The organism is Synechococcales cyanobacterium CNB (assembly GCA_030263455.1).
In the GTDB taxonomy this organism is placed as follows: domain Bacteria; phylum Planctomycetota; class Phycisphaerae; order Phycisphaerales; family UBA1924; genus CAADGN01.
Genome location: SZOZ01000002.1, coordinates 18,586 through 36,861, shown reverse-complemented (window position 1 = coordinate 36,861; position 18,276 = coordinate 18,586). Strand labels below are relative to the sequence as shown.

Annotated in this window: 14 protein-coding genes and 1 riboswitch; of the genes, 4 read left to right on the top strand and 10 right to left on the bottom strand. The window is 69.7% G+C overall.

Annotation, left to right across the window (positions count from 1 at the left end; all coding sequences use genetic code 11):
• Nucleotides 1-13: 13 nt before the first annotated feature.
• A riboswitch (cobalamin riboswitch) is annotated at nt 14-258 on the bottom strand.
• A 280-nt stretch (nt 259-538) separates the two neighbouring features.
• The 3 genes from aroC to thiL form a co-directional block, all read right to left on the bottom strand.
• Entirely contained in the window at nt 539-1,732 is a 1,194-nt protein-coding gene (aroC, locus tag FBT69_01795) for a chorismate synthase (protein MDL1903532.1), read from the bottom strand.
• A gap of 15 nt (nt 1,733-1,747) precedes the next feature.
• On the bottom strand, nt 1,748-4,063 hold the full coding sequence (locus tag FBT69_01790; protein MDL1903531.1) for a hypothetical protein: 2,316 nt from the start codon (nt 4,061-4,063) through the stop codon (nt 1,748-1,750).
• A 68-nt stretch (nt 4,064-4,131) separates the two neighbouring features.
• A complete protein-coding gene (gene thiL, locus FBT69_01785; GenBank protein ID MDL1903530.1) occupies nt 4,132-5,049 on the bottom strand; it encodes a thiamine-phosphate kinase in 918 nt (305 codons plus the stop codon).
• Nucleotides 5,050-5,213: 164 nt separating this feature from the next.
• Between thiL and FBT69_01780 the strand changes: the two genes are divergently transcribed.
• Nucleotides 5,214-5,894, top strand: a complete 681-nt coding sequence (locus FBT69_01780) for a PEP-CTERM sorting domain-containing protein (GenBank protein ID MDL1903529.1) — start codon at nt 5,214-5,216, stop codon at nt 5,892-5,894.
• A gap of 108 nt (nt 5,895-6,002) precedes the next feature.
• On the opposite strand, the gene FBT69_01775 is transcribed toward FBT69_01780, so the two are convergent.
• From FBT69_01775 to FBT69_01755, 5 genes are read right to left on the bottom strand one after another with little or no spacing between them, the layout of a single operon-like run.
• Complete coding sequence (locus tag FBT69_01775; GenBank protein ID MDL1903528.1) at nt 6,003-7,004, bottom strand: sugar ABC transporter permease YjfF; 1,002 nt, start codon at nt 7,002-7,004, stop codon at nt 6,003-6,005.
• Nucleotides 7,001-7,981 carry an ABC transporter permease gene (locus tag FBT69_01770; GenBank protein ID MDL1903527.1) on the bottom strand — a complete coding sequence of 327 codons (981 nt, stop codon included), beginning with the start codon at nt 7,979-7,981 and terminating at the stop codon, nt 7,001-7,003. Before FBT69_01770 ends, FBT69_01775 begins: the two co-directional genes overlap by 4 nt.
• Nucleotides 7,982-7,997: 16 nt before the next feature.
• On the bottom strand, nt 7,998-9,512 hold the full coding sequence (locus FBT69_01765; GenBank protein ID MDL1903526.1) for a sugar ABC transporter ATP-binding protein: 1,515 nt from the start codon (nt 9,510-9,512) through the stop codon (nt 7,998-8,000).
• 36 nt (nt 9,513-9,548) lie between these two features.
• Nucleotides 9,549-10,511: an ABC transporter substrate-binding protein gene (locus FBT69_01760; GenBank protein MDL1903525.1), complete on the bottom strand. Its 963-nt coding sequence runs from the start codon at nt 10,509-10,511 to the stop codon at nt 9,549-9,551.
• 10 nt (nt 10,512-10,521) lie between these two features.
• Entirely contained in the window at nt 10,522-12,507 is a 1,986-nt protein-coding gene (locus FBT69_01755; protein MDL1903524.1) for a 9-O-acetylesterase, read from the bottom strand.
• Nucleotides 12,508-12,616: 109 nt separating this feature from the next.
• Between FBT69_01755 and FBT69_01750 the strand changes: the two genes are divergently transcribed.
• The 3 genes from FBT69_01750 to FBT69_01740 are packed head-to-tail and all read left to right on the top strand — an operon-like array spanning nt 12,617 to nt 14,408.
• Nucleotides 12,617-13,081 (top strand): PH domain-containing protein, encoded by a 465-nt coding sequence (locus FBT69_01750; protein MDL1903523.1) that lies wholly within the window; start codon nt 12,617-12,619, stop codon nt 13,079-13,081.
• Nucleotides 13,078-13,836, top strand: a complete 759-nt coding sequence (locus tag FBT69_01745) for a PH domain-containing protein (GenBank protein MDL1903522.1) — start codon at nt 13,078-13,080, stop codon at nt 13,834-13,836. The genes FBT69_01750 and FBT69_01745 overlap by 4 nt, the downstream gene beginning before the upstream one ends.
• A 2-nt stretch (nt 13,837-13,838) precedes the next feature.
• Nucleotides 13,839-14,408, top strand: coding sequence for a DNA-3-methyladenine glycosylase I (locus FBT69_01740; GenBank protein MDL1903521.1), 570 nt, complete (start codon nt 13,839-13,841; stop codon nt 14,406-14,408).
• 54 nt (nt 14,409-14,462) lie between these two features.
• Here the strand turns inward: FBT69_01740 and FBT69_01735 are convergent, their stop codons facing one another.
• Nucleotides 14,463-15,731, bottom strand: a complete 1,269-nt coding sequence (locus FBT69_01735) for a hypothetical protein (protein ID MDL1903520.1) — start codon at nt 15,729-15,731, stop codon at nt 14,463-14,465.
• 121 nt (nt 15,732-15,852) lie between these two features.
• Nucleotides 15,853-18,162: a hypothetical protein gene (locus tag FBT69_01730; protein MDL1903519.1), complete on the bottom strand. Its 2,310-nt coding sequence runs from the start codon at nt 18,160-18,162 to the stop codon at nt 15,853-15,855.
• Nucleotides 18,163-18,276 lie beyond the last annotated feature (114 nt).

Below are 18,276 nucleotides of genomic sequence, written 5' to 3'. Positions count from 1 at the left end.
CGCCGCGCGCACGACCTCGACTCCGGCCATCGGCAGGTCTTCCGGCTCCGGGCCTTCGCGGGTCCGCCTTCCCAGCCTCGGGCGCGCTCCGACGCGCCCCCGGCCAGTGGCTTTCATGAACCCGCGGCATACGCCCGTCACGGCGGCGCGTCCGCGGTGGAATCGGTCCGCCCGCAGGCGAGACCTCACCACACTTCCCTCTTCACCCCGACAGCCGCACACGCGGCCGAACGGGGCACCGATGACGGACACAGCCTACCGCGCCGCACTGCCGTGTCAAGTCGGCCCGTGCGATGCGGGGGAGCGTGGTGCATGGTTCCCCGAGCGACAACGTTCGTGCCATCGAGATCGGACTTGCGACCTCGGCGTGCTGTGCGCACGACGGGCACGCAACGCGCCGACTTTGGCTTAGAACGGCCGAATGAGATGGCACGCGGCGTGAGAAGATCATTCCGCATGTTCTCGCGGGACGCTCGCTTGCGCTTCGTTCTCTGTTTCGTTCCGCTTGCCGTTTCGCTTCGGACTCTGCTTTGATTACTTACGCGATTGTCATCGCCGGCGGGTCCAGCGGCAGGCTGCGGGCGAGGTTCATGTAGTTGCGGAACGCCGCGTCCAGTTCCGTCATTGAGTCCGCCGGGAACTTGTCCAGCAAAGCGCGGGCGATCTCGAAGGCCACGACGTTCTCCATCACGACGCTCGCCGCGCTCACGGCGCAGATGTCCGAGCGTTCGTACTGGCTCTGCTCCGGCTGTTTCGTGTTCAGGTTCACGCTCGGCAGGCCGCGCAGCAGCGTCGAGATCGGCTTCATGGTTCCCCGCACCACCACGGGCTGCCCGTTGGTCATGCCGCCCTCGGTCCCGCCGGCGTTGTTCGTCGGCCGCTCGAAGCCGAGCGTGTTCGTCCCGACCTTCGCGGCATCAAAGTGGATCGGGTCGTGGACCTGGGAGCCTGTTCGGCGAGCGCACTCGCGCCCCAGCCCGATCTCGACGGCCTTGAACGCCTGGATGCCCATGACGGCGCAGGCGACGCGGGCGTCGAGCTTGTCGCGCCAGTCCATGCACGAGCCGAGGCCGGGCGGGCAGCCGAAGACGTGCGTTTCCACGACGCCGCCGACCGTGTCCTTGTCGATCTTCGCCTGCCGGATGATCTCGCACTGGCGTTCGGTGGCGGCCGGATCGGGGCAGTAGGTCTCGCTCGCGTCGCGCGCCGCCACCAGCGATCGCCAGTTCTGGGGTGCAACTTGCACGGCGGTCTCCGCGTCAAGGATGGCGCGCACGAAGCCGAAGGCCTCGACGCCGTACTCGCGGAGCAGGCATCGCGCCACCGCTCCCGCCGCGACTCGGGCAGCCGTCTCACGCGCGCTCGCGCGCTCGAGGGTCTCCCGGCAGTCGGTCGTCAGCCACTTGACGCTCCCGGCCAGGTCCGCGTGCCCGGGCCGCGGGCGATGCACCGGCGGCGTCCTCTGGGGGTCGTCAAGGCGTGAGTCCTTGTTGCGGACGATCATCGTCAGCGGCGAGCCGATGGTGTGGCCCTGTCGCACCCCCGAGAGGAACTCGACGCGGTCTGTCTCGATGCGTTGTCGGCCGCCGCGCCCGTAGCCGCCCTGCCGTCGGGCGAGTTCGGAGTTGATGAAATCCACGTCGAGCGTGAGTCCGGCGGGCAGGCCGGTCACGGTGCAGAGGACCGCGGGTCCGTGCGATTCCCCGGCGGTCTGGTAGTCAAGGCGTGGCATGGCGGAAGCATACCGCTACAGCCAGCGGAGGATGCGCAGGATGTCGGCGTGGTTGTCCGTCCAGACCGGAAAGCCGGGCGGTGGTGTGAGCGGGATCCAGCGAGTGTCCGACTCGATCCGGCGGAGTGTCTCGCGGGAAGGTGAGAGCACGATCCATGTGCACCCGAATCGGCCCGAGCCGCGTCCTTCGCCCTCTTCGTCCTGCCGGATCAGCCCGTGCAGCGAGGCGTCGGAGGCGAGCGCGGCCACCACGGGGGGCAGGTTGAGGTTGCGGTTCGAGACATGCAGCGCGATCACCCCGCCGGGCGAGAGTTTCGCCGTGTAGACCTCGAATGCCTCGCGTGTCATCAGGTGGATCGGGATCGAGTCTGAGCTGAAAGCGTCGAGGATGAGCATGTCATACCGGCCGTCCGGCTCCTCGCGCAGGGTGAGCCGTCCGTCGCCGAGGACGTAGCGGATTTCGGCCTTCGAGTTCTGCACGAAGGTGAAGTGGCCGGAGTCGCGGGCGATCCAGACGACGTGCGGGTCGATCTCGAAGTAGTCGAAGCGTTGGCCGGGCCGGCCGTACGCCGCGAGCGAGCCGGAGCCAAGCCCGACCAGTCCGACGCGCTGCGCCGTCGCGCCGAAGGCGCCCATGATCGCCCCCGTCGGGCCGTCGGGGTGGTAGTAGGCGAGCGGCATGCCGGCGATCTGCGGCGCGCGGCTCTCCAGCCCGTGGATGGTCGTGCCGTGCAGCAGCGTGACGGTGCGACCCGACTCGGAGAGCGTGATGGTGTGCACGCCGAAGAAGGTGCGGTCCTTGTGCAGCACGCGCACGTTCTGGGTCGCGCCGACGGTTCCCGCGCCCATGAGTACCGCGAGGGAGAGCGCGAACGCGAGCGGCTTGCCCGAGGCGAGATACGCCGCGAACGCGGGAAGGCCGACCAGCAGCGCCTGCTGGTTGATGTCCGGCGCCCCGCCGTGGTTCGTCCTGATCCATGCCCGCATGAGCACGATCCACAGGACGAGACCGACAGGGAACAGCACGGGTGCGGCGAAGTCGAAGGCCTCTCGCCACGTCGGACCTGCTTCGCGCTGCCCCTTCGCGGCCGGTGAGCGCTTCTTCGACACGGGAGGCAACGCGGGCTTCGGCGTCCGAGGGATGGCCAGGCACGCCAGCGCGATGACCAGGGGATACTCGAGCACGTCATTGAAGATGACCGGGGCAATGAGCGCGTTGAACACGCCGCCCAGCGCGCCGCCGACAGAGATCAGGAGGTAGAACTCCGTCAGCCGCGCCGGCTCGGGGCGCAGCGCGGCGAGCCGGCCGTGACAGAGCAAGCCGCCCGCGAAAAGCGCGGCCAGGTGCAGCACGACCAGCGCGGCAATCGGGTTGTGCGCCTGCATCAGGAACGCCAGCGCGACGCCTACCGCAAGCACCTTCCACGTCTTCGTCACGCGGCTGGCGTGCGACGGACCGGACGACGCCAGCGACCTGCGCGAGAACGCGAGTATGAACGTGAGCAGGTACACCCCCAGCGGCAGCACCCACAGCAGGGGGATCGCGGCAACGTCCGTCGTGATGTACTGCGTCACGCCGAGCATCAGGCTCGAAGGCAGGAACGCCAGCGCAACCCACGCGAGCCGCGGAGGGACCGAAAGCCGCGCGCCGAACACGGAGAAGGACAGCGTCTGGCTGGGTCGCTCGACCTTGTCGTCCGGCGACTCGCCGCCAGCGGCGGGGTCGGCTGTCTTGCGTCCGGCGCGCATTGCCGCGACCGCGCACGCAGCCGCCAGCAGCACGAAGGCCGCGTAGCCGATCGTCCACGCGACGCCCTGCGCCTTCAGCCCCAACGCAGGCCCGAGCGCGAACGGGTACGCGAGCAGGCCGAGCAGACTCCCCGCGTTGCTCGCGGCGTACAGAAAGTACGGGTCGCCCGCCCCCCTGTGCGGCGTCAGGCTGTACCACCGTTGCAGCAACGGCCCGGCGCTCGACACCGCGAAGTAGGGCAACCCGACCGCGATCCCGAGCAGCGCGAGCAGCGCGAGCGAGGGCGGCGCGCCCGACGCAAGCCCCAGCCGCGACTCCGGCAGCGCGATCGGCAGCGCGACGAACGCCGCCAGCAGGACGATGCCATGCACCACGCCCTGCCACCGCGCCGCGATGCGCGTCGTGAGCAGGTGGGCGTAGAAGTAGCCGCCGAGCAGCGCGGTCTGGAAAAACAACATGGCCGTGTTCCAGACCGCGGGCGTACCGCCGAACACCGGCAGGAAGAGCTTGGCTGCCAGCGGCTGCACGATGAACAGCAGCGCTGCCGCGACGAAGATGGCGATGGCGAAGACGATCGGCATGGAACAACCCTCGGAATGGGCCGAGCATACCACGCCAACGCCGATGGCATCGACCACAAGTGGAGCCACTAGCCCCCGTGGTCCCAGCCCATCTCGCCCGCGTCGTGCTCTCGCCCGTAGGCGTCCACGATCGTCGCCCCCGGGGCTTCGCGCTCGCGGCAGGCGCGGACCAAGCCGATCGGGCCGATCAGCGGCGGCTGCGCGTCGAACGGCGGACGCCCCGAGCGGACGTCGCCCACAGCGACGCACATGAGGAGTTCGTAGTCCTCGCCTTCGCGCACGGCCTGCCGCCAGTCGCGGCAGCGGTGGCTGACGGGGATCTTCGCGGCGTCGATCACGAGACGCACACCGGACGCCGCGCCGATCCGGCCCGCGTCGCGCCCGAGTCCGTCCGAGAGGTCGATCATCGCGTGGACCAGCCCGGATCGCGCCGCGGCGCGCCCCGCCTCCAGGCGCGGCTCAAACCGGAGGTGCCACCCGGACTCGAACGAACCGCCGACCTGGCCTGTGAGCCAGAGTTCATCGCCTGGCAGCGAGCCGGAGCGCGGCACCGGCTTCACACCGTCCATGCGGCCGACGACGGTCACGGTCATCGTGAGCGGTCCCGGTCCCGACGCGATGTCGCCGCCCACGATCGGGCAGCGCCAGTGCATTCCCCACCTGTGCAGGGCGTCGCACAGGTCGCGCCCGTGCTCGTACTTCTCCGGCAGCACGCCCGCGGCAAGCCCCCACGCGGGCACACCGCCCATCGCAGCGATGTCCGAAATCGACCGCGCGACGGCCTTGCGGGCGATCAGGTCAACGGGTGTTCCCGGCTCGAAGTGCCTTCCCTCGACGACCTGGTCCACCGTGAGGAGCAGTTCATCGCCGCCCGGCGCGCGCACGACCGCGCAGTCGTCGCCCGGGCCGACGAGAACCCCCGCCGCGGCGGCATCGGCTCCCGCCGCGATGGTGTAGACGTGGGCGAGCAGGTCTGATTCGCGCATGGGTGATTGTTGCACAGGCGGGGATTCGGCGGCGATGCGGCAAGAACGGCGTGAGTCGTGGCTCGGGGCTGCGTTTGGAGAGACAGAACGGAGCGCGTGATCATCCGGGGCGGGTTGCCCCGGGCGCGCCGGCCGTGCACCAGCGGTTTGCAGGAGTATCAGACATGAAGGGTTCCCAGTTTCGGTTGACGGCGGCGTCGTTTGCGCTCGCTGCCGCGGGGGTCGTGGCGTTGCCGTGCGGCTTGGCGCACGCGCAGGATACGAAGAACTTCAGGATCAGGAACCAGTCGAAGGAGAACGTGCGGACACTCTCCGACCTGTACGCGTTCGACGGCGCGAACAACACGGGCAAGAGGACCGAGATTCTCAGGAAGGGCGACGCGACCGACGACGTCAACATCGCGGCGGGTGGCGTCAAGAACATCGCGGTCCCCAAGGATTCGATGAGCTACACGGTCTCGTGGATGAAGGACGGCAAGGAGATCGAGCACGACCTGAATGAGCCCTTCATCACGTTCGCGTACGCCACCTTCGATGCGCCCGGCTTCGCGGGTCTGATGGCCGTCGCGTTCGACGACGTGCAGGGAGCGCTCCCGCCCGAGGGGTACATGGGCCTGGTGATGGGCGGCAAGTACGCTGAACCGCAGTACCAGTGGTTCACCTTCTACGACGCCACGGCGTCCGACGGCTTCATCGCACGCGACCCCAACGGTGTCCCGATCAGCCCGCTCCTGAGCGGCTACTCCGTCGAGACGGCGTTCCACTGGTCGGTGATCCCGGCACCCTCCACACTCGCGGTCCTGGGCGGACTCGGCATGGCTGCCATCCGCCGCCGGCGGCGATAGCGGACTCGCCGCACGATCACGACCCCGCCCGCCGGGAAGCCGGTGGCGGGGTTCTTGTGCACGAACGGTTGACACGCGCAAACGTCGGCTCCAGGGAGCCTGGCACGGTCATCTCGCCCTTCTTCCTTCCAGGCCCCGTTGCAGCAGCACGAATCCCAGCAGCAGCCCGCCCACGGCAATGCGGAACCACCACGAGTTCGTCACGCCCGCGCGCGGCATCGCCTCCTGGATCAGTCCGAAGATCAGCACGCCGGCCACCGTCCCGACGATCGAACCAGCGCCGCCCGCGAGGGGCGTGCCGCCGATGACCACGGCAGCGATCGCGTCGAGTTCCGCGAGGTGTCCGGTCGTGGCGTTGCCCGCGCCTGTCGCCAGCGTCATTGCCACCCCGGCGAGCGCGGCGCACAGCCCACTGATCGCGTAGACGCGCATCCTCACGCTTGCGACGCGGACACCCATCAGCCGGGCGGACTCCTCGCCACCGCCGAGGGCGTACACGTCGCGCCCGAAGCGTGTCCACCGCGCGAGCACAAAGCCCGCCGCGGCGATCATGATGAACATCACGACCGCCGGCGGGACCGGGCCTGAACCCCATTCCGCGAGCGTGCGGTGGAAGGGGTGGCGGATGGTGATGGATCGCTCGCTGACCATCAGCGCGCCGCCGCGGTAGAGGAACATGCCCGCGAGCGTGACGAGGAACGGCGGCAATGCGAAGCGGTGGATGAGCGTTCCCATCGCTGCCCCGCCCGCCGTGCCGGTCGCGAGCGAGACGCCGAACGCCGACAGCGGGTGCCAGCCGTGCTGCACGAGCAAGGCGATGAGGATGCTGGAGAAGCCGATCGCCGCGCCGACGGAGAGGTCGATGCCGCCGGAGATGATGACGAAGGTCATGCCGATGCAGACCAGTCCGAGGACGGCGTTGCCGACGAGCAGGTTGCGGGCCACGCCGGGCGACAGGAACCCCGGAAAGGCGATGGCGCACGCCGTGAAGAGAGCGATCAGCACGCCGACCGTCGCGGCGAGCGGCACGTCTTGCGGAGAGAGCAGAGCGTGAACGCGAAGGCCACGAAGAGCGCGAAAGAGCAGGCGTCTGGCGGGCTGCTGGTTCATCGTTCTCCCCGCCACCTCGTCGTCCATGCCCTTGCCCGCTCCGAGACCGCCAGGCATACCGCCAGCACTGCGGTTGCCTTCAGGGCCAGCGTCGCGTTCGGGCCGACGTCGTGCAGGTAGAGCGTCGTCGTCATTCCCTGGATGAACAGCGCGCCGAGCGCGGCCCCGACGAGCGAGAACCTCCCCCCCCGCAGCGCGGTCCCGCCCAGCACCGCGGCGAGGATCGCGTCCAGTTCGAGGTACAGACCGGCGTTGTTGGCGTCGGCGGCGCGGATGTCGCTCGCGGCGAGCAGCCCGGCGACGGCGGCCGCCGCGCCGCAGAGCACGTAGGCCGATGCCTTTACCACCCGCACGCGCACGCCCGCCAAGCGAGCGGCTCGTTCGTTGTCGCCCGTCGCCTCGATGAAGAGGCCGAGGGCCGTGCCGCGCGTGAGCGCGACGCCGAGCGTCAGCGCGCCGGCGGCGATCAGCGCGGGCATGGGCACGCCCGCGATGAAACCGCCGTCGATGAAGTTCAGGATGGGGTCGTTGAAGGTGACGATCTGTCCTCCCGTGAGGAGTTGCGCCGCGCCGCGGCCGGCAACCATGAGGACGAGCGTTGCGACGATGGGCTGCACGCCCGCGCCGGCGACGAGCGTGCCGTTGAACGCGCCGGCTGCCGCGCCGACGGCGAGCGCGGCCGCGATGGCCGCCCACGAGTTCGTCCCGTGCTGCGCCACCAGCGTGGCCGCCGTCGCGCCCGCGATCGCCATGACCGCGCCGACCGAGAGGTCCACGCCGCCCGTGGCGATGACGAGCGCCATGCCGAGCGCGAGCAGCACGACGATCGCGCCGCGGTTCAGCACGTCCACGAGCGACCCGGTGAGCCGGCCGTCAATGACCGACAGGTCGAAGAATCCCGGCGTGAAGAGGGCGTTGAACGCCAGCAGCAGGCCGACCGCCGCCGCGGCGGGCGCGGCCCGTCCGATCGCTCGCAGCGCTGCTCGCGCCGAGTCACGCACGCTCGCCCTCCCCCGCGATCAGCCGCATGACGGCTTCGACCGTCACGACTTGGCCGGAGAGTTCGCCCGCCGCGCGACCGTCCCGCAGCACCAGGACGCGGTCGCACACGCGGGCGACTTCCTCGACCTCCGATGAGATGAACAGCATCGCCACGCCGCGCGCGCACAGGTCGCCGACGAGCCGCTCGACCTCCGCCTTCGCGCCCACGTCGATGCCCCGTGTCGGCTCGTCCAGCAGCAGCACGCGCGGCTCCGTCGCCAGCCATCGCGCCAGCACCACTTTCTGCTGGTTCCCGCCGCTCAGTTCGCCCGCGGCCTTCTCCACGCCCGGCGTCGCGATGCGCAGCGAACGCACGAACCGCTCGGCGAGTTCACGCTGCCCGCGCCGCCCGATCGGACGCCACCACCCTCGGCGTGCCTGCGCTGCGAGCGAGATGTTCTCTCGCACCGACAGCCCCGGCACGAGAGCCTCCGCCTTGCGGTCTTCCGGGCAGAGCGCGATCCCCGCGGCGATCGCGCGGCGAGGCGAGCCGGTCGGCACGGATCGCCCGTCGATCTCGACGCGGCCGCTCTCGGGCCGATCCGCGCCAGCGACCATGCGGGCGGTTTCGGTGCGCCCCGATCCGAGCAGCCCCGCTAGGCCGAGCGCGCCCCCCTTCCGCAGTTCGAGGTCGATCGGCCCGACCCGCCCGCGGCGCAGCCCTTGCGCGCGCAGCGCAACGTCCGCCGAAGAACCCGTCCGAGCGTGCGAGCGCTCGATCGCCCGCGCCTCTTCCATCGACACGCCGAGCATCAGGGCAACGAGTTCCAGCCGTGGCAGGTCTTCGGCGTCGCGCACGGCGACCACACGCCCGCCCCGCATCACAGTGATGCGCCCGCACGCCTCGTACACCTGTCCGATGAAGTGCGTGATGAACACGACGCCCATGCCGCGCGTCGCCAGGTCGCGCATCACCGCGAACAGCCGCGCCGTCTCCTCCGCGTCGAGGCTCGACGTCGGCTCGTCGAGCACGAGCACGCGGGCATCAAGGTCAAGGGCACGCCCGATCGCGGCCATCTGCTGCACCGCGATGGGGAGCGACCCCAGCGGTCGTCCCACGTCCGCTCGCACGCCCAGGCGTGCCATGACCTTCTCGGCGCGCCGGCGCGACCGCCGTCGGTCGATCAGCCCGAACTGTCGCGGCTGCCTGCCGAGCAGCACGTTCTCGGCGAGCGACAGGTTCGGCGCGAGGTTCACTTCCTGGTAGACCGTGCTGATGCCAAGCCTCTGCGCCTCGACAGGCGAGCGCGGCCTGACGACACGACCGTCAAGCCGCACCTCACCCGCGTCCGGCAACACCGCGCCGGTCAACGCCTTGATGAGCGTGGACTTGCCCGCTCCGTTCTCGCCCATGAGGGCATGGACCTCGCCCGCGCGGAGCGTGAAGTCCGCGCCGTCGAGCGCGCGCACGCCTGGGTAGACCTTGACCAGTCCGCGTGCTTCGAGCAGTGGGGGTGCCTCGCCCATCGGCGCGTCAGCATACCGGCGAGGTCGCCCGCGCAGTCAGTACTTCCGCGTATCGATAACCTCCGCCGCCACGGACTGGTCAAAGACCCGGTCCTCGACCTTGATCCATTTCGGCAGGGTCTCGCCGGCGAGCGCCCGCTCGACCGCGTCGAACGCGGCGGGGCCGAGCAGCGGGTTGCACTCGACGGTGCAGTTCAGTTTGCCCTGGACCATCGCCTCGAATGCGGCCCGCACGCCGTCGATGGAGACGAGAACGACGTCCGTGCCCGGCTTCAGTCCGGCCTCCTCGATCGCCTGGATCGCGCCGAGCGCCATGTCGTCGTTGTGCGCGTAAACAGCGTCGATCTTCTCCCGTTCCGCCTTGAGGAACGCTTCCATGACCTCCTTGCCCTTGGCGCGGGTGAAGTCGCCCGACTGCGAGCGGACGACGGTCATGCCCGGGAACTCGGCGATGGCCTCCTCGAATCCGCGCTTCCGGTCGATGGCTGGCGCGGAGCCGGGCGTGCCCTGGAGTTCCACGATGCGCCCCGAGCCGCCGAGCCGCTCGGCGAGCCACCTGCCCGCCATGCGTCCCTCCTCGACGAAGTCCGATGCGATCAGCGTGGTGTAGAGCGAGTCGTCGTCCACGTCCACGCCGCGATCGACAAGCACCACCGGGATGCCGGCTCGCTTCGCCTCTCGCAGCACCGGCTCCCATCCGGTCTCGACGATCGGCGCGAGGATGATCGCGTCCACTTTCTGCGTGATGAAGGAGCGCAGGGCGCTGATCTGGTTCTCCTGCTTCTGCTGCGCGTCGCTGAACTTCAGGTCCACGCCGCGTGCCTGGGCCTCGGAGCGGATCGACTCGGTCTCGGCGGTGCGCCACGCGCTCTCCGCGCCGATCTGCGAGAACCCGACGACCAGCCGCCTCGGCCCGCCGGTTTCGGGCGCGGCGGCCTGCTCCTTGCACGCCGTCGCCAGCATCGCAATGGCGGCACACGCGACAATCAGCCTGCGCATCGGTCGTCCCTCACTTCGGTTGCGTCACTCGTTCCCAGTCGTCGCTTCGGAAGGGCGACGCGGGCAGCCCCGCGCCGTTGAACATGTTCGGGTCCGCCGCCGCGCCCCAGCCGTAGCGCACCGCCACCGGCTCGGGCACCAGCGGGCTGAACGCCAGCACGCTCGCCCCGTCGATGATCGCGCCCGCGGGGTGGTACACGCGATCCTCGCCCGCCACCTCGAACCCGCGCGGCATCCCGCCCCGCGCCGACAGCCCGTCGGCGTGCGCGAACCTGGCGCGGATCATGCCGTCCTCGGGCGAGGCGTCGAGGAAGATCGGCCCCGAGCACTCGACGCCATCCACGCCGTAGGTCTTCGCCAGCGCCCAGAGCGCGAGCCGCCGACCGACGTCGCGCTTGTTGCGAGGGTGGATGTCCTTCGCCTCGCCGACGTCCATCGTCACCACCATGCCCGTGTGCGGCGTGCGCATGGCGAGCAGTTGCGCCTCGCGCAGTTCCGCCGTCTCGCCCCGATCGTTCTGGTACTCGAACGGCGCGATCTGCACGAAGTAGAACGGCATCTCCGGGTTCTGGAACACGGCGCGCCAGTCCTCGATCAGCGCGGGGAAGAGCGTGCGGTACTGCCACGCCCGCCCGCGGTTGGACTCGCCCTGGTACCAGATCGCACCGCGCACGGCCATCGGCGCGAGCGGGGCGATCATGCCGTTGTGGAGCGCGGTCGGAGAGTTCGGCCCGATCCGCCGCGGCTCCGGGCGAGGGGGGAGCGAGCCTTCCGCCGCGCGCCGATAGCGCCACTCGCCCGCCAGGCGCACCGGCTGAACGCCCTCTGCGTCCGCCGGGCGCGCCCAGAGATCCTCTGGTGAGCCGTTGATCCCGCCCAGGCCGCCCGTGTCCAGCACCGCGACGGCGATCGTGTTCCGCCCCGCCGCGACGAACCGACCAGGCGCCGTGTAGCGGCGCGGCTGGTTCCAGCGGCCCGGGCCGGTCATTTCGCCGACCTTCTCCCCGTTGAAGAACGTCCAGTCCTGATCGTCGATCGGCCCGAGTGAGAGCAGCAGGTCCCGCCCCGCCCACTCGGACGGCAGGTGGATGGTGGTGCGGAACCAGGCGGTTCCGTCGAACCCGCCGAGGTCTGGCCCACTCCAGGTCGCGGGCACGGGGTGCGTCGGCCATGCGCTGTCGTCGAAGTCGGGTCGTGCCCAGGCGGCGCGCTCGTCGCGTTCGATCGTGCGCTCCCACGCCGCGACCGCCTCGGCGTGTTCGCGATCGAGCCGATCGGGGTCGTCGCGCGTCAGGCGCACGACTTCGAGCCGGTCGGCGAGTTCAGGGAACCTCGCGACTGCGGCCTCGCTCATCCACGCCTCGCAGACGGTGCCCCCCCAGTCTGCCGCGATCAGCCCGATCGGCACGCGAAGTTCGCGGTGGAGTTCACGGCCGAAGTAGTACGCGGTCGCGCTGAACGTGCGTGCGGTCTCTGGCGTGCAGGCGGTCCATGCGCCCCGGCAGTCGTCCTCGGGCTTCGCCGAGAGCGCATTGGCGACGGTGAACAGTCGGATCGCGGGGTGGTCGGCCGCGGCGACCTCCGCCTCCCAGTCCAGCACGCCGGTATAACCGGGTCCGACGTTGCCCAGCGGCATCTCCATGTTGGACTGGCCCGAGCAGAGCCAGACCTCGCCCAGGAGCACGTCGTTGATCGTGAGTTCGTTCCGGCCGCGCACTGTGATCGTGTGCGGCCCGCCCGCGGAGGGCGTGCGCAGGCGCACCATCCAACGGCCGTGTGCGTCGGCGGTCGCGCTCGCAGGCTGCGCGCCGGGCCAGTCGGGCGAGACCGTGATGCGCTCGCCGGGGTCAGCCCAGCCCCACAGGCGGGCCTCGGCGTTCTGCTGCAGGACCATGCCGTCGTCGAAGAACGCGGGCAGGCGCACGTCTGCGAGCGTGGCCGAACCGATCGAGGCGGTTGCGGCGAGGCCGAACCGCAGGGCAAGAACGGGCTTCATGGCGACAGGATACCTCGGCGAGCAGCGGCGTGAGCCGAGGGGGCGCCGGTATGCTGTCAGCATGGCGAACGCGGCCTTCGACCCCCGGGTGATCACCCGCCCCGACCCGATCCTGATGCGGTACTACAGCGTGGTCGCACTCCTGACCGGCCCGCTCTTCCCGATCTTCATCGTCGAGCGTTACTGCAGGTACCGGACGCTTCGATACCGCTTCGACGACGAGGGCGTCTGGATGTCGTGGGGTCTCCTCTTCCGGCGCGAGATCAACCTCACCTACCGGCGCATCCAGGACATCCACGTCTCGCGCGGGCTGATCCAGCGGTGGTTCGGGCTTGCCGTCGTGCAGGTCCAGACTGCGTCCGCGAGCGCGACGCCCGAGATCACGATCGAGGGCGTGCTGGACGCCGACGCCCTGCGGGACTTCCTCTACAAGCGGATGCGCGGGGCGCGCGGCGAGAGCGACGCCGAGTCTGTGCGTGAAGGTTCTCCGGAAGAAGTAGACGAGTTGCTCGACACGCTGCGCGAGGTGCGCGATGCGCTGCGCGTGCTGGCCGCGCGGGGAGGCACGGCGTGACCCTCGCCGCCGACCGCGCCTGCGAGTGGGTCTACCGCGGCGTGTGGGGCGCGATCGCCCGCGACTTCCGCGTGCCGGGCGAGCCGCCGACGCTGCCCGTGCGACCGGGCGAGGAGATACGCTCGACGCGCCCCGCGCCGGGATATCTGCGCTACGTCAAGTTCAAGTTCTGGATCGTGCTGCTGCTGATGGATGGCTTGCTCACCGCCCTGTGGGTCGTGCTGCTCGTAGCGAATCGCACGGTTGGACTGTGGATATTCCCGGTGTACCTGGTCGTCGCCTTCGTGCCGGACGTCATCGCCTACGTCGCCATCCACCTCCGCTACGACACCACGTGGTACGTCTTCACGCCCCGGAGCCTGCGCATCCGGCGCGGTATCTGGATCATCCGCGAGAGCACCATCACCTTCGAGAACGTGCAGAACGTCGCCGTTCGGCAGGGTCCTCTCCAGCGGCGCTACGGCATCGCGGACCTGCACGTGCAGACGGCGGGCGGCGGGGGCGGCGCGGGACCGCACGGTGCACAGCCGGGCGCTGGCTCGCACCACGGCCTGATCGAGGGCGTTGACGACGCGCCCGCCCTGCGCGACACCATCATGCGCTTCGTCACCGCCTCGCGCTCCGCCGGCCTCGGCGACGAACGCGATGCCGCCCCGCTCGCCCGCCCGGCCTCGGCAACACTCACCCCCGAGCACCGCGCCGTCCTGCGCGACATCCGCGAGGCAGCGCGGGCGATCCACGCTGCAGGAGCCTGACGATGCCCGTTCGTTGCCCCTGGGCGAAGACGGAGTTGTCGATCGCGTACCACGACGCCGAGTGGGGCGTTCCGTGCCACGACGACCGCACGCTCTTCGAGTTCATCACGCTCGAAGGGGCGCAGGCGGGGTTGTCGTGGGAGACGATCCTCCGCAAGCGGGGTCGCTACCGCGAGGTGTTCGAGGGTTTCGACCCGGAGCGTGTCTCGCGGTTCACCCCCGCTGACGTTGAGCGTCTGCTGGCCGACCCGGGCATCGTCCGCAACCGGGCGAAGGTCGAGTCGGCGATCGCCAACGCGCGGGCCGTGCTGCGCGCGCGGGAGGAGTTCGGCTCGCTGGACGCCTGCCTGTGGCGGTTCGTGGACGGCCGCCCGATCGTGCATCGGCGACGATGGATGAGCGACATCCCCGCGTCGTCGGCGGTGTCGGACGCGATGAGCACGGACCTCAAACGCCGCGGGTTCGCGTTCGTGGGCACGACGGTCTGTTACGCGCTGATGCAGGCGGTCGGGATGGTGAACGACCACCTCATCTCCTGCCCGCGCCACGCCGAGATATCCGGGGTGCGTTGACCCGGCAAGCCGCGCGCGTCAGCAAGCGGTTCGCGCCGCGTTCTCATCGGAACCTCAGTTGAACCACCACGCGTGCCGGAAGACCTGCCCCTCGAAGGCCCGAACCATTCGATTCCACGTGCCGTCCGCGGTAAACTCGCCTTCTTCGAGATACGGCCCGGCAGCGGAGCCCTGCACCCACAGCACGAGGTCGAACCGTCGCGGCTCGGCAAAGACGCGGCGGACGTTGATGCCGCGCGAGCCGTCGCCCCGCCAGAAGCGGAGCAATCGCCGGCCTTCGAGGAGCGCCTCCGCCTCGTCTAGGCCGAGCAGCCAGGCCTCGCGCATGTCATCATCCACGCGAGCCCCGGGGATGGCCGCCGTCTGGCGCGGGTTGGGGATCCACTCGCGGTCGTTGTCGGTCTCGGTGTCGAAGTACCGCCACATGGCGCGGCTGTGCGCGACCGCGGCCAGGAGGTGCGTGCGGGCGGTCTCCAATCGCGCCGCGTCCTTCACATCGAAACTCAGCAGGTGGACGAAGGCGATCACGTCCGACACGTCCACGCCCGTGCCCATGTCGAACTGCCGCCGCGGCCCCTTGAGGTACTCGTGCGGCGTGACGTTCGCGGGAAAGAAGACATGACCCGCACGCTCGAAGAGGTCGCGTGTGTCGTACGCGAGGAGGAGCTCGCCGAACGCCATGCAGATGCGGCAGTAGCCGCGGAGCCACTCGGCGTCGCCGCGGTCAAAGGCGATGACGAACTCGGCTGCGGTCTGACGGTTCGGGCGGAAGGCGTCCTGGACGATGCGGAAGAGCCGCCAGAGTTCCTCGTCTTCGGTGGCGACGCCGTCGGCGTTGAGATCGAATCGTGTGAGGCCGAGGCGTGCCCGGACTTTCACGCCGTCTGCGCGAACGTCGGCGAGAGTGCGTTCGACCGCCGCGACGTCGTCGAGCCATGCGCGAATGATGGCTTCGAACTGCTCGTGGGTGATGGGCTGTGGGTCAGGGTTCGCGGCGACGCCCTGGTTCACGCCGCCGAGGCCGGTCATCATGCTGGCGAGGGCGACCGTGTTGAACCCGCCGTGCCTGTAGAGCGACTGCGAGAGCCGTTCCCCGGTGCGAAGGAAGCGGACGATGGCGAGCGTGAAGCGCGCGTCTTCGTCTCGCGGGCTGCCGCGGAGGTGGGCGTCGAGGGCGGCTTCGGCGGCGGTGAGCGTGCCGTCGCCGTGCCCAGCGGTGAAGGCTCGCTCGATGACGTCGGGGTGCTGGCGTTCCTGCGCGACCGCGGGCAGTTGGAGTGCGAGAACGGCGGATGCGAAGGCGAAGAGCGTCGAGCGCGGCATGGGATGCTTCCTTCCCGCGCATCATACCGCCGGCGCGGCGACCAAAGAAAACGCCCGCCCCGGCGGCGTGCGCAAGGGCGGGCGTGTGTACCCCCGTGGGGTCGTGGTCAGGAGTCGGCGTTCACGGACAGCCGTCGTTGTAGGCGTTGAGGAACGCGATCACGTCGAGGGAGTTGATGACCGTGTCGCCGTTGAAGTCGGCCTTCGGGTCGCCGTCGTTGTAGGCATTGAGGAACGCGATCACGTCAAGCGAGTTGACCACCGTGTCGCCGTTGAAGTCGGCAGGGCAGTCCACGCCGCAATCGACGACCGTGATGCGGAAGTCGTCGATGCACGCCTCGACCAGCGACTGCGGGTTGTAGTCCGACGCGATGAAGCGGAAGCGGATCTGGCTCGTCGGCGTCACGACGTCCGCCAGCCTGAACTCCTTGTAGAGCCAGCCGCCTTCGACCTCCGAGCCGCTCGGCCCGACGGTCTCGACGTTCGTCCACGTCGTGCCGCCGTTGGTCGAGACGTCCACGACGAAGACGTCCGAGTACGGCCCGTTGCCGGCGTGGTTGCAGTACCAGCGCCAGTAACTGACGACCGGATCCTGTCCGGCCAGATCGAAGACCGGGCTGAAGAGCGTGGTCTTGCCGTTGTCCACGTCGTACTGTCCCGCGCTGCCGCCGCGTCCGTCCGTTACCCAGCAGTTCGTGCCCGAGACGACCGAGCCGGGCTGCACGATGATGCCGTTGTTGGTGGTCTGTTGCGGCGCCATGCGGCTCCAGTGGCCGGTCGTGGCGTCATCGTCCGGAGCACCGGCGGTCCAGCCCTTGTTTGTGTCGAAGTTGTCCTCGAAGAGTGTGATCAGGCCCTTGGCGGACAGCGCGCTGTGCGAGTTGGTCGGGGCGTTGGCGGGCGAGGTGTAGGTCTTGCTGTCGTCCGCCTGCGCGCTGAAGTAGTAGGCGACGTTCGAGCCGCACGTTGAGGACGGGAAGACCGCGTCGTAGACGTTCGGTGAGACGACCGTCATCGGGATCGCCTGCCATCCGCCCCCGGTGTTCACGTGGAGCGTGCCCGTGCCCGGGACGGGGTTGATGCCCGTGCCGGTGACGTTGACGCGGACGGTGTCGCCGCCCTGGGGGTCGATGACGCTCGGCAGGCCGTTGGGGAAGTCGAACTTGAGCGTCGAGATGAGCGAGAGCGAGCCGAGGACGTTGATGCGGCCGTAGCCGAAGGTGTTGTCCACGCCCGGCGAGCCGAGGTCGGTGCACCCGGCCTTGAGGATGGCCTCGACCTCGTCGGGCGTAAGGGACGGGTTGGCGGAGAAGATCAGGCCGCACAGCCCGGCGGTGAGCGGGCACGCGAAACTGGTCCCGCTGACGGCCGAGTAGGAGGAGTTGCCGCCGTTGCTGGTGGTGTAGACGTTGACGGCCGGGGCGACGACATCCACGAACGGGCCGTAGGCGGAGAACGAGGCCTTGTTGTCGTTCTGGTCGGTCCCGCCCGCGACGATGAGGTCGTCGGCGTCACGATTGCCGAAGGTTAGGTTGCGGTTGTCGTTGCCGGCTGCCCAGACGAGCAGCCCGCCGAGCGACTTGATGTAGGTCGCGCTGGTGAGGTTGGTCTGGTTGTCCACGCCGCTGTAACTGACGCTGGCGACCTTGTCGCCCGCCTCGATCGCCGTCCGCGCCGCGTGGTTCAGCGTGGTCAGGTCAGAACTGCCGCCGCTGGAGTTGGAGACCCGCATCATGCGGTGGCCGAGGTTCCAGCCCACGCCCGAGACACCGACCGCGTTGTTGCCGTTCGCGGACCCGCACCCGGTCACGTTCGTCCCGTGCCCGTTGATGTCCGTGATCTGCCCGCCCTGCGACTCCCACAGCTTGTTCACCGCGTTGTACGCCTCCTTGCGGTGCAGCAGCAGGTCCTGGTGCGTGATCCGGATTCCCGTGTCGCAGTAGGCGACGACCGTGGTCGGGTTGCCGGTGTGGATGTCCCACCCCGCGCACGAACTCATGCGGTTCGCGTTGTGGTGCCACTGGTTGTTGAGCAGCGGATCGTTCGGGCACCCGATCGGGTACACGATCCAGTTCGGGTGCACGTACTGGAACAGGCCAGTGTCCAACAGCTCGCGTGCGACGCGCTCCTCCGAGCCGATTCCCACCTCGAGCACGTACTCGTCGGTCTGCCAGACGTATTCGACGAGTTCGTGCTTCAGCGCGGCCTCCTTCGCGGCCCGCGCGTTCGCCCGCGCTGCGTCGAGGCCGACGCCGCGCTTCGCCCAGTCCGCGTCCTGCACAGGCCGCGCTATCAACTGGCCCGAGAACTCCTGCTGCCCGGGCCGCTCGACGAACATCGGCTCGTCGAGCGCAGCGACCTGCCCCCACACGCACGACACCGCCGCGCTGAGCGCGACAACAACGACGATTCCGGCCGTTCTTCGCAGCATGTTCCTTCTCCGTTCCAAGATGGTCCGCGTTTGCGCCGCGACCCCCCGTCGCGGACGACCCCCACGCCCACGCCCAACCTACACCATCGGCCCGCCGCGGCACAACGCCGATCG

Bases quoted from the DNA above. Each gene is read 5' to 3' on its own strand.
- thiL (MDL1903530.1), bottom strand. From the start codon at position 5,049: ATGCGCGAATCAGACCTGCTCGCCCACGTCTACACCATCGCGGCGGGA.
- FBT69_01755 (MDL1903524.1), bottom strand. From the start codon at position 12,507: ATGAAGCCCGTTCTTGCCCTGCGGTTCGGCCTCGCCGCAACCGCCTCG.
- aroC (MDL1903532.1), bottom strand. From the start codon at position 1,732: ATGCCACGCCTTGACTACCAGACCGCCGGGGAATCGCACGGACCCGCG.
- FBT69_01740 (MDL1903521.1), top strand. From the start codon at position 13,839: ATGCCCGTTCGTTGCCCCTGGGCGAAGACGGAGTTGTCGATCGCGTAC.
- FBT69_01730 (MDL1903519.1), bottom strand. From the start codon at position 18,162: ATGCTGCGAAGAACGGCCGGAATCGTCGTTGTTGTCGCGCTCAGCGCG.
- FBT69_01735 (MDL1903520.1), bottom strand. From the start codon at position 15,731: ATGCCGCGCTCGACGCTCTTCGCCTTCGCATCCGCCGTTCTCGCACTC.
- FBT69_01765 (MDL1903526.1), bottom strand. From the start codon at position 9,512: ATGGGCGAGGCACCCCCACTGCTCGAAGCACGCGGACTGGTCAAGGTC.
- FBT69_01790 (MDL1903531.1), bottom strand. From the start codon at position 4,063: ATGCCGATCGTCTTCGCCATCGCCATCTTCGTCGCGGCAGCGCTGCTG.
- FBT69_01775 (MDL1903528.1), bottom strand. From the start codon at position 7,004: ATGAACCAGCAGCCCGCCAGACGCCTGCTCTTTCGCGCTCTTCGTGGC.
- FBT69_01780 (MDL1903529.1), top strand. From the start codon at position 5,214: ATGAAGGGTTCCCAGTTTCGGTTGACGGCGGCGTCGTTTGCGCTCGCT.
- FBT69_01760 (MDL1903525.1), bottom strand. From the start codon at position 10,511: ATGCGCAGGCTGATTGTCGCGTGTGCCGCCATTGCGATGCTGGCGACG.